Genomic DNA, 16,435 nt, shown 5'->3' with positions numbered 1-16,435 from the left:
CACCCGCGTCGACAACGACAGCGCTGACAGCAACGGCTTCACCGAGACGGTGGCCCTGGTGGTCACCGACGATGACGACAGTGCGGCCAACGGTAGCCTCACCATCGCGATCGCTGACGATGCGCCGGATGCTGATGATGACGCCACCACGACCGGTGAAGACCAGTCTGTCACCTACAACGTCCTGGCCAACGATACCCAGGGTGCGGACGGCGCCAGTGTCACCGACGCCACCCTGCGTGATCCGAGCCAGGGCAGTGTGTCCTTCGACAGCGACACCGGTGAGGTGACCTTCACCCCGGCGGCGGGCTTCGAGGGCGCGGCGCTCATCGACTACACCATTCGCGATGCCGACGGCGACACCAGCAACGCCACCTTGACTGTCAATGTGGCGGCTGACTCCACGCCGGAGGCCGCCGATGGCGTTGCTCGCGTGGACGAAGATGGCTTGTCGGGTGGCAATGCCGGTGGCCCGGGTGATGCGGCCGGTGAGGCGACCGTTGTCACCGGGACGCTTGGCTATTCCTTTGGCAACGATGGGGCGGCGAGCTCAAGCGCCTTCAGCTGGAGTCTTGATGGTCTGCCCACGGTAACGGCCAGTGGCCAGGCGGTGTCCTACACGTTGAGCGACGACGGCCGCACGGTCACGGGGCGTGACGCTTCCAACGCGCTGGTACTGACCGTTGCCCTGACCGGGGTGGCCAATGGCGCCTATAAGGTGACACTGCACCAGCCGCTGGATCATGGTGAGCAGGGCACGGAGGATTCTCTGGCGTTCAATGTCGGCTACACCATCGTCGATGCTGATGGCAGCCCGGCCAGTGGCCAGTTGCAGGTACTGGTCAACGATGACAGTCCTGAGTCCTTTACCACGGACTCGGCTGCTCTCGTCGATGGTCGAGGCGGTCAGCTGAACTTTGCTGGAGTGTCTGGTGCCGATGGGGTCAAGGACGTGACCTTCACCGATGTGCAGGGGCAGCCAGCCACTGACGCGGACGGCAACCCCCTCTACTTCGACGGCGAGCCGCTGACCTATCAGGTATCCACCGACGGTCATCAGTTGCAGGCGGTGACTGCGGATGGGGTTGTCGGCTTCACGGTCACCCTGGATCCGGCCGGAGACGGCTATCGGATCAACGTTGCCGATGGCCAGATCAGCAACGGACGTGTCGAGCGTGCCGATATCTCTGAACTGGATCTTGCCGGAGGGGGGCGCTATCACGGCGCCAACTACCAGAACGATGAGGATGACAACGACGTTCTTTATTCGACTGCTGACATCGCCAGTATCGTCCCACTCAATGGCTCGATGGGTGTTCTCGGGGTTGGTGGCACGGACAAGGGGATAGATGCCGGAGAGGCTATCCGCGTCAGCTTCCTCGACGGCCTCACCTTTTCCGGTACCGGAGAGCCAAGCTGGCAGGGTCACGAAAGTGTGTCGGAGGTGACCCAGACCATCCATGTTGAAGGTGACGGCGCCACGGCAGTGGTCACCGTGGCTGCCTTCAACTATGCCGACGGCAGCGCTGGTTCTGGTGATCCTGGCGAGTTGGAAGCCACTAACATCACTTTGGCGGAGGGGGATGTCCGTATCCTCGATGAAGCGGGCATCGACGTGACGAGCAAAGTCTCCATATCGGTTGTCGAGAAGACTGGTGACCTTGAGCTCATCGGTATGCAGGATGGCTGGTCGTTTGAGCTGAGTCCCGGTGTTAGCTTCCAGGGCATTGAGGTCATGGGCGGTGGTAGCACTCCCTTTACCCTGGGTGATATGGACTATCGGCTTGGTGAGGCCGGGGATGCTTTTGACATCGAGCTCGGATTGACCGGTATTGACGGTGACGGCGATAACGCTGCGGGCAGCCTGACCGTCGAAGTCAGCGCTCCAGATCAACTGTTCGTCGGTGATAACTCCGACAATAGTGTTTCCGGCGGTGGCGGCAGTGATGTCATGGTCGGCGATGGCGGTGGCAGCTTCACCGTGGTGAATCCGGCTCAGAACTACAACATCTCTCTGATTCTCGATTCCTCGGGCAGCATGAAGGAGGATTCAGGTACTCCAGACCTGACTCGTATGGAGTTGGCTAAAAGAGCATTGAAGAATCTGGTCGAGCAGCTCGCTGACTTCGAGGGGACGATCAATTTACAGGTAATTGACTTCGACAATACTGCAGTTTTCAAACAAGCAATAGACCTGGGATCTTCTAAAGCGGATATTGAGAAGGTCCTCAAGCATATCGAGAATGCTGACGCTAATGGTGGGACGAACTACGAGGCTGCTTTTGTAGAAGCCGAAGAGTGGCTGAAAGAACAGTCAGAGATTAATAATTATGAGAATATTACCTATTTTTTGACGGATGGAGAACCGACTTACTACCTCAACGGTAACGGTAAAGTCAAGGGGGATGGCAGCGAGACGGGTTATGAAGAAATGCTTAACTCCGTAGAAGCATTCGAGGGCTTGTCGCAGATCAGCCGAGTAGAAGCGGTCGGCATTGGTTCTGGCATCAACGAAGGTATATTGAAGTTTTTCGACAATACCGACGTGACAAGTCAAAGCGAAGTTATTCCTTATTCATCATCGTCGTTGGTGCGTCAGTATGAGTTGGCGGACTTCTCCGGAAGCGATCAGCCGCTTGACACTGCCTCTGAATGGACCTTGTCGGGTGATCCTTCGGGCAGTTTGACGCTGAAATCCGGGTATCTTCAGTTGGAAGATGAGGATGACTCTTATTGGGACAATAGTGGAAAAGCTGTCGCGGTAAGCGATATGTTTACACTGGAGGCTCCAGAGAATGGCTACTCAACACTAGAGTTTCGCTACAAGACAGATGACTACGGCTCCTACGATTCATTTACCGTTTCCATTCAGAAGTCTGATGAGCAGGGAGAGTGGCAGACGGTATTTTCCGAGAGTCGAGGACAAAGCACTGATTGGTCGAGGATGGAAAGTTCTGCGTTAGATGACGGTAGTTACCGTATTGTGCTCGAGGTTCTCAATGTTGCTGGAGCAAGTGATTGGATTCGGATAAATGATATCCAGGTCAATGACTATAAATACGCTTCGGATGCTCCGGTCGGCGAGGCATCTGTCGTCAACACCGCCGAGGAGCTCGAGGCGGTGCTCAAGGGCGGCTCGTCCTTCGACAAGCTGGCGGAACTCGGCGACGATGTACTCGATGGGACGGATCGCGGTGACATCATCTTCGGCGACACCATCAATACCGACCATCTGGAATGGACCAATGGCGATGGTGAGGAGTTCAGGGCAGGCGAGCATGATGGCCTTGGTTTTGCCGGGCTGTTCGAGTTCCTCAAGTGGTCGGAAAATGGCGGAGCGGATCCCGACGAGACCCAGGTGCTCGAGTACATTCGCGGCAACTATGAATCCTTGATGGACACCGAGCGCAAGGATGGCGGCGCCGACACCCTCATGGGCGGTGACGGTGACGACACCCTGATCGGCGGCGGTGGTAGCGACACGCTATATGGTGAGGAAGGCGATGACCTGCTGCTCGGCGGTGCCGGCGACGATACCCTGGTCGGTGGGCTCGGTGCGGATACCTTCGCCTGGGTGCTGGGTGATGAGGGTTCGGCGGGTAATGCTGCCGATGATGTCATCACTGACTTCCACGTGGCGCCGACCGGTGTCGACGCCAGCCAGGACCCAGAGGCCGATGTGCTGGATCTCAGCGAGTTGCTGCAAGGCTACGACAAGGACGACGACCAGCAGTCGCTGAATGACTATATCCACGCGGAGCAGGAAGGAGATGATATTGTGCTGTACGTCAAGAGCGACGGAAATCTGGCGGACGACAATGGCAACGCTGATCAGGTCATCACCCTGGAAGGCGTGGCCAACGCGGCCCCGAGTGCCGATGATTTCCTGACGCAGTTGCTCAACCAGGGCCAGCTGGATGTGTAGGCAGGCGCTCGGTCCCGTCGTATAGCGCGAAACGGGCAAGGCCCTCGGCGGGAAACGCCGAGGGCTACTGATCAAGGGAAACTTGATATATGCTCGACCAACAAAGATTGCGGAGAACGTGACATGTACGTCCAGCGTGACGGGGAAGGAAAGCTTGTCTGTGTCAGCCGGGAGCCTACAGCGACCTGCGACGAATTCATGGCGCCGGATGATCAGGAGCTGTTGTTCTTCCTGTCAGACGGTAACGAGCGCAACGAACAGTCCCAGTTCCATGCCTCCGACCTGGCCTTTGTGCGGGTGCTCGAGGACGTGCTTGATCTGCTGATGGACAAGGGCGTGATCAGCTTCACCGATCTGCCTGACGCGGCCCGCCGCAAGATCATGGACCGCCAGTCATTGCGTCGTCGCTACAATGATGTGGATCTGGTAGGGGACGACGAACCCCTCATCTAAGCGCTGAGCATCTGCACCTCTCAAGTCGCATGCGTCGACCTGGGCAAGACAAAGGGCCACCTTCGGGTGGCCCTTTGTTGTGTACCCTTCATGTCATCGACGTTCACGAGTGCCTGTCGGTTTCCATCCTGGCGGACACGGCAGGGCCGGTGACACCGTCCAGGCCCAGCTCGAACAGGGTGTCGATATCGCGATCCTCGTCGATGCCCTCGGCGATGGCCTGGATCGCCAGCGAATGGCATAGGGTCGCCATGCCCCTGAGAATGGTCTGCTGCTCCGGCCGCTCCGACACGCCACGACACAGGGTGGCGTCGATCTTGATGTAGGACAGCCCAAGATCCTGCAGATCTCCCAGCTGGCGGAAGGCCGCACCGACGTGCTCCATGCCCAGATGACAGCCGAAGGGGGCCAGCGACTGGCAGAGATATCGGAAGCTCTCGAGATCGCTTCGGGCGATCGACTCCGGCACCTCGATCCACAGGAAGGGGGCCGAGTCTGGGCGGGCGCTGAGTCGTTGCTGCAGGGCGATCACGACATTCGGCTGGGTAATCGCTGCATGGGACAGGTTGATGCCCAGCGGCTGCCGGTGGTGATGGATGGTGTCGAGAGCGGCATCGATCACCTTGATATCCAGGCTGTCGTGGAGGCGCAGACGGGCGATCCAGGGCATGAAGACACCCGCCTGACGCCATTCGCCCTTGATGTTTAGCCGTGCAGGGGCCTCGTGATGCAGCAACTGTCCGCGCCGATCCAGCACCGGATACTGCCCCAGCAGGACGCCGTGCTCCATCGCCTCGACCAGCGATGAGCGCCACTCGGCGCGGCTACGGTAGAGGGTCTCCTGTTCCACGTTGTGGCAGGACTCGATCGCCTGTCCAGGACGGCTCTCGGCCAGCGACAGGGCGCCATCCAGTGCGGCCATCAGGGTGGTGCGCTCCTGGCCGTGGTGGTAGACCGCCAGGGCAGCGGGGAGCCGCAGTACCGGTGCGTTCTGTTCGGCCAGGGTCGACAGATTGTCGTCCAGCCGTTCGCGGGCCCAGCTTTCGTCGACGTTGCCGCACAGCATCAGGGCGAAGTCACTGCCGTTGAGGCGACCCACATAGCCTTCGCCATGGGCCTCGGCGATGGCGGTCAGGCGTTGGCAAAGGTCGCTGAGCACGCCGTTGGTGTGCAAGTGGCCGCGGCGTTCGTTGAGCGCGGCCAGGTCGGTGGCGCGGATCATCGCCACCACGCCGTAGCTGGATTCACCTTGTTGCTCGAGGCTGTAGTTGAGGCGGTCGATAAAGGCTTCCCGGGTCAAGGCCCCGGTCACCGTGTCATGCAGCAACTGGCGGCGTAGCCGGTCGATCTGCTCGCTCTCGCGCTGGAGCATCTCGCGCACACTTTCCGACAGCCGGTTCATGGCGTCGGACACTTCCCGCAGCTCCAGTGTGCGGGGAAGCGGGGCGACCGTGAAGCGACGCTGACCGATATCGTTTGCCTGGCGCGTCAGGGTCTTCAGCGGGGTGCGGATCTGGCGTACCAGCAGGTAGGCAATCAGCAGGCTGAGGGCACCTGCTGCCACGAACCAGGCGGCCATGCGCAGGGTGCTCTGCCACAGCGACTGGTAGGCGAAGCCATGGGCGCTTTCGAGCTGCAAGGTGCCAAGCTGCTGCCAGCCATCCTGGATGACCGCAGTGCCGGCGGGGACCTCGAAGGCGACCAGCTCACGGAACCATCCCGGTACTCCAGTCTCTTCGGGGGCTGATGAGACGCGACGAATGATCGGTCTGTCCTGGGTGTCCAGCAGCTGGATCTTGCGGTAGTGGCCAGTATCGAACTGCGCCGAGATCAAAAGCTCCAGCGTTACTTCATCCTTGTCAGGCATCTGGCTCATGCTCAGCGCCAGCGCATTGGCGTTGTCCGCGTTCTTGATCAGTATTTCTTTTTCGATGTAGGCGCGGCTGCCTGATACGGCCACCACCAGACTGCCGATCAGGGCAATGAGCAGGATGGCAATGATGGCGAGCCAGAGTTGTTTGATCAACGACATGGCGACGTCTCTAGATGAAGGATTGGCATGATGTTACTGGATTCCCTGTTGGCGCATGCGATCCAGCGCGTTTCGCCAGCGCGACAGGCGCGCCAGGGGATCCGCCCGTGATTGGGTGGTGCCACCCGCCCACAGGCCACTGCTGTTGAAGCTGAATAGCGGGTCCAGATCGGTGCGCAGGCTGGCACGGGAAATGCCGGCGGCAATATTGTCGAGAATCAGGGGCTCGGCGCCTGGCGTCTCGTAGTAGCCGAGCACCATATGGGCCTGGGTGATCTGGCTACGTCCCAGTCGAGCACGCACATAGATCATGCGCAACTTGCTGATGGGAATGCCGAGCTCCTTGAGGGTCACGTATTTGGCGATGGAGTAATCTTCACAGTCGCCTGCGCCGCGTCCCAGCGATTCGATGGGAGTAGCCCAGTAGTCGCTCTGGCGCCAGATGGTGCGATCCTCGAGCCACTGCATCTTGCGATTGAAGAAGTCGTTGACGTCGCGCAGCTGAGTACGAAGGTCGGCGCCTCTCAGGCGATCGATCAGGTTGAGCCATTCGTCCAGGGCTCTTACCCCCTGACTTCCGTACTCGGCGCTCATGGCCGCGCGCACTCGCGCATGGTCGAGCGTCGCGTCCACCGGTGCGGGTGCCAGCGCCAGGAAGGCGCCCAACAGGCTCGCAGACCCCCAGGCGAGCCAGGAAGGGGGACGGCGGCGAGACGGGCGAGACAAGACGGCATCTGGGCTCATGGCGAGTTCCAAGCCGGGCGGAGGTCAGGCCTTGCCGGGCCCTTGCCACAGCTTCAGTTGGCCTACCCAGGGCAGGGTGTCGAGGTCTCGGCACAATTGATGAGCCAAGTCATCGAGATCCCCATGATGGATATCAGAGTCAACGTACAACGAAATGTCGATGCGGTCATCCAAATAGTGCAGATTCAGCGCCGTACGGTGTTGCCAGGCACGCTGATGCGACCAGCGTTCATCCAGCAGTTGCTCGATCTCCTCGCGCAGCGGCAAGCCCGGGCGCAGGCTGTGTTCGGTCTGTCCTTCGTCGTCCTCGGGGTCGATGTGGAAGGTGACATCCTTCAGGCGGGTGTGCGCTTCGCGTAGTTGTCGACTGACCGCATTGCCGATCTCGTGGGCTTCGGACACCGTGACCCTGGGAGCGACCACGATATGCAGATCGAGCACGACGTCGCTTCCGAGCTGGCGGGTGCGCAGATCATGCACGCTCTTGACGCCCGGCACCGACTCCGCTAGTCGGCGCATCGCACGCTGTTCTTCGACCGGCAGGGCGGTGTCGATCAGCTCCCGCGAAGACTGCCACATCAGCCGTCCACCGACCCAACCCACCATCAGGCCGACCACGATGGCGGCCACCGCGTCCATCCAGCCGACGCCGAACTGGCCGGCCACCAGGCCGACCAGCACCACCAGGGTGGACATGGCATCGGTACGCGAGTGCCAGGCATTGGCCTCGAGCAGCGGTGAGTCGAAGCGGCGGGCGGCGCGAAGGGTGTAGTGGTAGATCGCCTCCTTGGCCAGCAGCGAGACCACGGCCACGGCGATGGCAACGAGGCCGGGTGCGGCGCTCGAAGACCGATCGAGCAGGCGCTCGACACTCGACCAGGCGATGGCACCAGCGACGAAGATCAGCACACTGCCGAGCCACAGTGTCGCCAGGGTCTCGATTCGGCCGTGGCCGTAAGGGTGGTCGCGGTCGGGTTCCTGGCGGCCGTAGTGGGTGGCCGCCAGCACGAAGGCGTCGGTGACGATATCCGAAAAGGAGTGGATGCCGTCGGCAATCAGGGCGGCCGACCCGACGATCACGCCGGTCACCAGTTTGAGCACGCCGACGACAAGGTCCACGCCGGCGCCGATCAGGGTGACGCCCTGGGCCGTCCAGGCAAAGGCGTGTCTGGAGCGCCCTGGCTGGCTTTTCTGGCTCACGACGAAGGCTCGCTCCGCGCACAGTTGATGACAGGGTTGGCGTACTGGGCCAGCCACCAGGATCTGAGGTCTTCCGGGACTTCGGAAAGACGTTGCGCGAACCGATCGCGGTCGGCCTCTGACACCTCGGACAGGTCCACCAGCTCAGGGTGGCTGCCCAGGGCCTCCAGCGCCAGATGGTGGCTGGGGAAGAGGTGATAGCCGCTCAGCACCTGGCGGTCGATCTCGGCAGCGACCGCTTCCGGCGTATCGAAGCTGCGATCGATCGGCGTGCCGAAGCGCAGATGAACACGCCCCTTGTGGCCGGTGATGCCGGCGACGATGGAGCTGATGTCCTCGAACTCGCTCTTGTTGTAGCTGCCGTCTTCACTGACGGCTTTCAGCTCCCTGGCCTTCTGCACGTCGCAGGGATCGTACTCGTAGCTGATCGATACCGGTACCAGGCGCAGGGCTTCAATGCCTTCCCCGAGCGGCGCATGACGGTTGTCGGCACGGTGGGCCATGGTCATCATCTTGATGATCGCGGGGTCGGTACGATCGATGCCGTCCTTGGCCCGGCCTTCGCGCTGGGCCATCCAGATCGAGTGATTGTCGTCCTGAATGGAGTGGCGGATGTAGCTCGACAGCTTGTGGTAGGCCTGCAGCATGGCGCGCTTGCCGCGAGCACTGCGCGGCACGATGAAGCTCTTGTTGAGCCGCATCAGATCGGTGACGTAGGGCTTCTTGAGCAGGTTGTCACCGATGGCAATGCGCACGGTGTTGCGGCCGGCGAGGTACAGCGCATAGTTGACGAAGGCCGGATCCAGCGAGATATCGCGATGGTTGCCGATAAACAGGTAGGCGGTATCGGGGTCCAGACGATCGAGGCCGTCGACGCGAAAGTCGTCGGTGGAGGTCTTCAGCATGCGCTGCATGTAGGCCGCGATGCGTTGCTGAAACGCCGTCACGCTGGTGACGTCGCGGGTCTCGCGCTTGATCGCCCAGCTGGCCAGCGTGCGTGACAGGCGGGGCATCATGCGGGAAAGGCGCGGCAGCCGGTAGCGGGTCAGGGCGCTCAACAGCTCCGGGTCCTCTGCCAGGCGAGTCAGGGTCGTCGCCACCTCGTCGTCCTGATAGGGGCGAATATCGTGCCAGGGATCCTGCGGGGCATCGGATGTCGAAGTCATGGTGTCGTCGCAGTGAGGTCAGTAGCCGAAACGGAAGAACTCTGGGCTTCGCCGCCCAGCCAGTCGATCAGGCGGTCGACGCTTTCACCCAGGGTCTGGGCCATCAGAATGAAGTCGGTTTCCATGCGCAGCACGGCATCGTCGCCGTCATCTGCCTGGTTGGCTTCGTCGATCAGGGCGTCATCGAAGGCCAGTGACTTGACTGCCAGGTCGTCGTGGAGCACGAAACGCAGGCGCCCCTCCATGCCCAGCGCCAGCTTGCTGGCCTGTCGGCCACTTTCGAGCAGTTGCTGAATGTCGTCGCCGTCCAGGTCCACCTGGCGCGCCTTGAGCACGCCGTCGTCGCCCTTGGCCTTGAGTTCGACCTGGTCGCCGAGCAGCATGTCGGCGGGGCGCGAGGAGGCGTCGTTGAGCCAGGTGGTCATGGCGCGAATCGGCAGTGTCTGGGCCGAGAGCGGCGTTACCTTGAGGCTTCCCAGGGACTCGCGCAACAGATCCAGCAGCTCTTCGGCGCGCTTTCGGCTGGAGCTGTTGACGGCGATCAAGTTTCGCCGGGTATCCCACCAGAGGTCAGTCTTCTGGCTGCGTACGAAGGCCCTGGGCAACAGTTCCTCGTAGACCTGCTCCTTGATTGCCTGCTTTTCCTGGCGGCGTAGCTTGCGGCTTTCCTGGGTCTCGATGACCTCGACGCGCTCGTCGACTTCTTCGCGGACCACCGAAGCGGGCAGGATGCGCTCCTGGCGCAGGGCGGTCATCAGGCGCTGGCCCTTAAGTTCGTGGAGATAGCGATCGCTACCCCGTCCGGCAGGCGTCGTCCAGCCGATGCGGCGGGCTTCGGTGCCACCGAGCGGGCGGAAAGCCTGTTCGGCGAGGGCCGTCTCCAGCTGCTCGCTGTCCAGGGTGCTGGCGTCGTGCAGACGGTAGAGGTGCAAGTGCTTGAACCACATGGAGCAATTCTCGGGTCAAAAAGGAGGCACATTATGGCGAATGGTCCCTTCGGGTGCCAGTTGCCAGCCATCGCAATGGTCGATTGAACAGGGTTGCGGCCAAGCCTAGCAGGCTGCGTCGCCCGCGCCCGTCCCTCTTTGGTGACAGTGTTGCCACTTTGCCCGCTCGAGGTCAGAATCAAACAGTAGTTTAAATGAGGAGCAATGACATGGAAGACGCTATCAGCACCACTTCGCTGAAGGTTCGTGGCTACCACCTTGACGGTTATGGCCACGTCAATCACGCCCGTTACCTGGAGTTCATGGAGGAAGGGCGCTGGGACTATTTCGACAAGCATCCGGCGCTGATGTCTCGCTTGGGAAAGGGAGATGTCGCCTTCGTCGCGGTCAATCTCAATATCGACTATCGCCAGGCGGCGGTGGCCGGTGACGAGCTGGACATTTCCACCCGTCTGTCGGCCCTGGGCGGGCGCAGCGCCAAGATGCGCCACGAGATCCTGCGCCGCCGCGATGGTGCCCTGGTGGCTCGCGCCGAGCTGACCTTCGTGCTGCTGGACGTGGCCAGCAACAGTGCGGTGGCGATCGAGGGTGAGCTGCGTGATGCCCTGGCGCCGCTGGTGGTGTCATGACGGCAGCGGTCAAGGCGCCGCACACAACGACAGACGCTGCGCGGAAGGCCCCAAGGGTGGTATGCTAGGTCGCTGTATTTGTGCGCCTTGTCACGGCTGCGTGACGCGCCTACCTGTTGCTGTGCAAAGGACTTGACGACCCATGGGTGACATCGCCAGAGAGATTCTGCCAGTCAATATCGAGGACGAGCTGAAGCAGTCGTACCTCGATTACGCGATGAGCGTGATCATCGGCCGAGCGCTGCCGGACGTGCGCGATGGCCTGAAGCCGGTTCATCGGCGTGTGCTGTTTGCGATGCACGAGCTGGGTAACGACTGGAACAAGCCATACAAGAAGTCCGCCCGTGTGGTGGGTGACGTGATCGGTAAGTACCACCCCCACGGCGACAGTGCGGTGTACGACACCATCGTGCGTATGGCCCAGGACTTCTCGATGCGCCACGTGCTGGTCGATGGCCAGGGCAACTTCGGCTCCATCGACGGCGACAACGCCGCCGCCATGCGTTACACCGAGGTGCGCATGGCGCGCCTGGCCCACGAGCTGCTGGCCGATCTCGAGAAGGATACTGTCGACTGGGTCGACAACTACGACGGTACCGAGCGGATCCCCGACGTGCTGCCGACCAAGGTGCCGAACCTGCTGGTCAACGGCTCCTCGGGCATCGCCGTGGGCATGGCGACCAATATCCCGCCCCACAACATGAACGAGATCATCAACGCCTGCCTGGCGCTGGTCGACGACTACACCCTGAGCGTCGATGATCTGATGGAGCATGTGCCGGGGCCCGACTTCCCCACCGGCGGTATCATCAACGGCCGCGCGGGCATTCTCGAGGCCTATCGTACCGGCCGCGGGCGCATCTACATTCGCGCCAAGCACACCATCGAACACGACGACAAGTCCGGCCGTGACCACATCATCGTCACCGAGCTGCCTTACCAGGTGAACAAGGCGCGGCTGATCGAGAAGATCGCCGAGCTGGTCAAGGACAAGAAGATCGAGGGTATCGCCGAGCTGCGCGACGAGTCCGACAAGGACGGTCTGCGGGTGGTGATCGAGGTCAAGCGCGGCGAGAGCGGCGAGGTGGTGGTGAACAACCTGTTCGCCCAGACCCAGCTGCAGAATGTCTTCGGCATCAACATGGTGGCGCTGGAGGACGGCGAGCCGAAGACCATGAACCTCAAGCAGGTGCTCGAGGCCTTCATTCGCCACCGTCGCGAGGTGGTCACCCGGCGTACCCTGTTCGAACTGAAGAAGGCGCGTGAGCGCGGCCACATCCTCGAAGGCCTGGCGGTGGCGATCTCCAACATCGATGAGGTGATCGAGCTGATCAAGGCCTCGCCGAATGCTGCCGAAGCCAAGGAAAAGCTGTTGGCCAAGTCCTGGCAGCCCGGCCAGGTCACCGGCATGCTGGAGCGCGCCGGCGCCACCTCGTGCAAGCCCGAAGACCTGGAAGAAGGCTTTGGTCTGGACCAGGCCGGAGGCGAGTACCGTCTGTCGCCGGCCCAGGCCCAGGCCATCCTCGAGCTGCGCCTGCACCGCCTGACCGGCCTCGAGACCGAGAAGCTGCTCGACGAGTATCTGTCGATCCTCGAGAAGATCGCCGAGCTGATGGCCATCCTGGCCTCCGCCGATCGCCTGCTCGAGGTGATTCGCGAAGAGCTGATCGCGGTGCGCGATCAGTTCGCCGACGAGCGTCGTACCGACATTCAGGCAAGCCACCTGGACCTGTCCATCGAGGACCTGATCGCCGAGGAAGACATGGTGGTCACGGTGTCCCGTTCCGGCTACGCCAAGACCCAGCCATTGTCGGACTATCAGGCCCAGCGTCGTGGTGGTCGTGGCAAGTCGGCCACCGCGATGAAGGACGAGGACGTCATCGAGCACCTGCTGGTGGCCTCGACCCACGACACCGTGCTGCTGTTCTCCAATCGCGGCAAGGTCTACTGGCTCAAGGTCTACGAGATGCCTGCGGCCAGTCGCGGGTCCCGCGGCAAGCCGCTGGTCAACCTGCTGCCGCTGGAAGAAGGCGAGTCGATCAACGCCATCATGCCGGTCAAGGACTATGATCCGGACTGCTACATCTTCTTTGCCACCGCCCGGGGCACGGTCAAGCGCACCAGCCTCGAGCAGTTCTCGCGTCCGCGCAGCGTTGGCCTGATCGCCATCGACCTGGAGGAGGGCGATCGCCTGGTGGGCGCCGCCATTACCTCCGGCAGCGACCACGCCATGCTGCTGTCGTCCAACGGCAAGGCGATCCGCTTCGAGGAGTCCCAGGTCCGTGCCATGGGCCGTACCGCGCGCGGTGTGCGCGGCATGCGACTGCTCGATGGCGCCGAGGTGATCAGCCTGATCATCCCGCAGAGCCTCGAGATCGATGCCGACGCCGAGGGCGGTGAGCGTGGCGAGGCCGGTGATGTCGACGCCAGCGGTGACGACGGCCAGATCTATATCCTCACCGGCAGCGAGAACGGCTACGGCAAGCGTACCCGTCTCGAGGAGTTCCCGCTGCGCGGTCGTGGCGGCCAGGGCGTGATCGCGATGCAGACCAGCGCCCGCAATGGCGCCATGGTGGCGGCGATGCAGGTCTGTTCCAGCGACGAGATGATGCTGATTACCGATCGCGGCACCCTGGTGCGCACCCGAGTCGAGGAAGTCTCGATCAGTTCGCGCAACACCCAGGGCGTCACCCTGATCCGCCTCGGCGAGGCCGAGGCGCTGGTCAAGACCGTGCGTATCCAGGAGCTTGAAGGCGACGACGAGCTCGATGCCGAGGGCGAAGAAGGTAGTGAGGACGCCGTCGAGAACTCGGCAGATGACGCCGCCGAGGGTGGCAGCGCCGAACCGGGCGACGACAGCGCGGCCGACGACAGCAATACCGACAATAACGACTGATCCGGGGTGCCACGGTGTCCGCGATGGACGCCGTGGCCCACCTATATAGTGACTGGCGGGCGTCGCCGGACGCCTGCCCTTGACGATCAATCGCCAGGACACCATGACACGCCACTACAATTTCTGCGCGGGCCCCGCCGCGCTGCCTACCGCAGTACTCGAACGCGCCCAGCGCGAGATGCTGGACTATCAGGGCCGTGGGCTCTCGGTGATGGAGATGAGCCACCGCTCCAGCGAGTACGTGGCCATCGCCGAGCGCGCCGAGGCCGACCTGCGTGAACTGCTCGCCGTGCCCGACAACTATCGGGTGCTGTTCACCCAGGGTGGTGCCACCCAGCAGTTTGCCGCGGTGCCCATGAACCTGCTTGGCCGCGGCGGCCGGGCCAACTTCATCGAGACCGGTATCTGGGGCAACAAGGCGATCAAGGAGGCGCGGCATCTATTCGGCAGCGCCCACATTGCCGCCTCAAGCGCCGAGAATGGCCATGTCGAAGCACCGCAGCAGGCTGATATCGCCCTGTCCGACGACGCCACCTACCTCCACGTGACCCCCAACGAGACCATCGGTGGTCTGGCACTGGACTTTGTGCCCGTGGCGCGGCGGGGCGACGGGGTGGAGGTGCCGCTGGTGGCGGATCTTTCCTCGACCATCCTGTCAGAACCGCTGGACGTCTCGCGCTTCGGTGTGATCTACGCTGGCGCCCAGAAGAACATCGGGCCGGCCGGTCTGGTGCTGGTGATCGTGCGTGATGATCTGCTCGACCAGGCGGTGAGCGAGATGCCGTCCTTGTTCAGCTATCGTCAGTTGGCCGAGGCAGGGTCGATGATCAACACGCCGGCCACCTATAGCTGGTACCTGGCGGGTCTGGTGTTCGACTGGCTCAAGCGCGACGTCGGTGGTCTCGAGGCGATGGCCGAGATCAATGACCGCAAGGCGGCCAAGCTCTACGAAGCCATCGACCGCAGCGACTTCTATTCCAACCCCATCGCGGTGCGTAATCGCTCGAAGATGAACGTGCCCTTCGTGCTGGCCGACAGCGCCCTGGATAACGCCTTCCTCGAAGAGGCGGAAGCGGCGGGGCTTTTGAATCTCAAGGGCCATCGCAGCGTCGGCGGTATGCGCGCAAGCCTCTATAATGCGGTGCCTGAGGCCGCGGTGGACGCCCTGGTGGCGTTCATGGGCGATTTCGAGAAGCGGCGCGGCTGAGGTTCGTGCGAGAGCTGGCTCACCCAGTAAAGAGGTGGCGGGGCCAGGTTTCGCCAGCCATGCGTCAACGCCCGGTCACGGGGCGTTACAAGGAGACAACCCATGAGTGATTCGCAAGAGCCGAACCTCTCGTCGCTGCGTCAGCGCATCGACCATATCGACACCGAGATCCTGCGCCTGATCAGCGAGCGTGCCGAGTGTGCTCGCCAGGTGGCGGAGACCAAGACCGCAAGCGACCCCCAGGCGGTGTTCTATCGCCCCGAGCGCGAGGCCCAGGTGCTGCGCCGGGTGATGGAGCTCAACCAGGGGCCGCTGGACAGCGAAGAAATGGCACGGCTGTTTCGCGAGATCATGTCGGCCTGCCTGGCGCTGGAACAGCCGATCAAGGTGGCCTATCTCGGCCCCGAAGGCACCTTTACCCAGCAGGCTGCGCTCAAGCACTTCGGCGACAGCGCCATCAGCCTGCCCATGGCGGCCATCGACGAGGTCTTCCGTGAGGTCGAGGCCGGCGCAGTGAACTACGGCGTGGTGCCGGTGGAGAACTCCACCGAAGGCGTGATCAACCATACCCTGGATTCCTTCATCGATTCGGGGCTGCGCATCAGCGGTGAGGTGGTGCTGCGCATCCATCATCACCTGCTGGTGGCCGACACTACCCTCAAGGACAAGGTGTCGCGCATCTACTCGCATCCCCAGTCCTTCGCCCAGTGTCGCAAATGGCTCGATGCCCACTTCCCCCACGCCGAGCGGGTACCGGTGTCGTCCAACGCCGAGGCGGCCAGGCTGGTCAAGAGCGAGTGGCACAGTGCGGCCATCGCCGGCGACATGGCGGCCAAGCTCTACGGCCTCAGCCACGTGGCCGAGAAGATCGAGGATCGCCCGGACAATTCCACGCGCTTCCTGATCATCGGCAACCAGGACGTGCCCATGTCCGGGGTCGACAAGACGTCGCTGGTGGTGGCGACCCGCAACCAGCCGGGTGCCTTGCACGACCTGCTCGAGCCGTTCCACCGCCACCAGATCGACCTGACGCGTCTGGAGACGCGACCCTCCCGTACCGGTGCCTGGAACTATGTGTTCTTCATCGACTTCTGTGGCCACGTCGAGGAGCCGCGGGTGTCGGCGCTGCTCGAGGAGGTGCGCCTGCGTGTCTCCGAGGTCAAGGTGCTTGGCTCCTACCCCCAGGGGGTCCTGTAGTAATGCAGGAAGAAGGAATGCAGCAAGAAGGAATGCAGG

At 62.4% G+C, this 16,435-nt stretch carries 11 protein-coding genes; 6 read left to right on the top strand and 5 right to left on the bottom strand.

Going from position 1 to position 16,435, the window contains the following annotated elements; translation table 11 throughout:
- Window positions 1-58 precede the first annotated feature (58 nt).
- Both KUW00_RS18960 and KUW00_RS18955 read left to right on the top strand, forming a co-directional pair.
- Window positions 59-3,925, top strand: a complete 3,867-nt coding sequence (locus tag KUW00_RS18960) for an Ig-like domain-containing protein (RefSeq protein ID WP_222569877.1) — start codon at window positions 59-61, stop codon at window positions 3,923-3,925.
- A gap of 123 nt (window positions 3,926-4,048) precedes the next feature.
- Window positions 4,049-4,378 carry a tryptophan synthase subunit beta like protein gene (locus KUW00_RS18955; RefSeq protein WP_108133787.1) on the top strand — a complete coding sequence of 110 codons (330 nt, stop codon included), beginning with the start codon at window positions 4,049-4,051 and terminating at the stop codon, window positions 4,376-4,378.
- A gap of 103 nt (window positions 4,379-4,481) precedes the next feature.
- Here the strand turns inward: KUW00_RS18955 and KUW00_RS18950 are convergent, their stop codons facing one another.
- From KUW00_RS18950 to KUW00_RS18930, 5 genes are read right to left on the bottom strand one after another with little or no spacing between them, the layout of a single operon-like run.
- A complete protein-coding gene (locus KUW00_RS18950; RefSeq protein WP_222569876.1) occupies window positions 4,482-6,410 on the bottom strand; it encodes a LapD/MoxY N-terminal periplasmic domain-containing protein in 1,929 nt (642 codons plus the stop codon).
- A gap of 33 nt (window positions 6,411-6,443) precedes the next feature.
- A complete protein-coding gene (locus tag KUW00_RS18945) occupies window positions 6,444-7,154 on the bottom strand; it encodes a transglutaminase-like cysteine peptidase (RefSeq protein WP_222569875.1) in 711 nt (236 codons plus the stop codon).
- Between the two features lie 24 nt (window positions 7,155-7,178).
- Window positions 7,179-8,354 (bottom strand): cation diffusion facilitator family transporter, encoded by a 1,176-nt coding sequence (locus KUW00_RS18940; protein ID WP_108133790.1) that lies wholly within the window; start codon window positions 8,352-8,354, stop codon window positions 7,179-7,181.
- A complete protein-coding gene (locus KUW00_RS18935; protein WP_045994810.1) occupies window positions 8,351-9,520 on the bottom strand; it encodes a 1-acyl-sn-glycerol-3-phosphate acyltransferase in 1,170 nt (389 codons plus the stop codon). Before KUW00_RS18935 ends, KUW00_RS18940 begins: the two co-directional genes overlap by 4 nt.
- Window positions 9,517-10,467: a recombination-associated protein RdgC gene (locus tag KUW00_RS18930; protein ID WP_045994811.1), complete on the bottom strand. Its 951-nt coding sequence runs from the start codon at window positions 10,465-10,467 to the stop codon at window positions 9,517-9,519. The genes KUW00_RS18935 and KUW00_RS18930 overlap by 4 nt, the downstream gene beginning before the upstream one ends.
- A gap of 209 nt (window positions 10,468-10,676) precedes the next feature.
- Here KUW00_RS18930 and KUW00_RS18925 point away from each other — a divergent pair, with 209 nt between their 5' ends.
- From KUW00_RS18925 to pheA, 4 genes are all read left to right on the top strand, one after another.
- Window positions 10,677-11,096, top strand: a complete 420-nt coding sequence (locus KUW00_RS18925) for an acyl-CoA thioesterase (protein ID WP_108133793.1) — start codon at window positions 10,677-10,679, stop codon at window positions 11,094-11,096.
- A gap of 142 nt (window positions 11,097-11,238) precedes the next feature.
- The gene (gene gyrA, locus KUW00_RS18920; protein ID WP_222569874.1) at window positions 11,239-13,992 is read left to right on the top strand and encodes a DNA gyrase subunit A; all 2,754 of its coding nucleotides are present in this window, start codon (window positions 11,239-11,241) and stop codon (window positions 13,990-13,992) included.
- Window positions 13,993-14,095: 103 nt separating this feature from the next.
- The gene (gene serC, locus KUW00_RS18915; RefSeq protein ID WP_222569873.1) at window positions 14,096-15,199 is read left to right on the top strand and encodes a 3-phosphoserine/phosphohydroxythreonine transaminase; all 1,104 of its coding nucleotides are present in this window, start codon (window positions 14,096-14,098) and stop codon (window positions 15,197-15,199) included.
- A gap of 102 nt (window positions 15,200-15,301) precedes the next feature.
- Window positions 15,302-16,396 carry a prephenate dehydratase gene (gene pheA / locus KUW00_RS18910; RefSeq protein ID WP_045994814.1) on the top strand — a complete coding sequence of 365 codons (1,095 nt, stop codon included), beginning with the start codon at window positions 15,302-15,304 and terminating at the stop codon, window positions 16,394-16,396.
- Window positions 16,397-16,435 lie beyond the last annotated feature (39 nt).

Origin of the sequence: Halomonas sp. DP5N14-9, assembly GCF_019802175.1 — a bacterium.
GTDB classification, from domain to species: domain Bacteria; phylum Pseudomonadota; class Gammaproteobacteria; order Pseudomonadales; family Halomonadaceae; genus Halomonas; species Halomonas litopenaei.
This window is presented reverse-complemented; position numbering and strand designations above follow the sequence as displayed.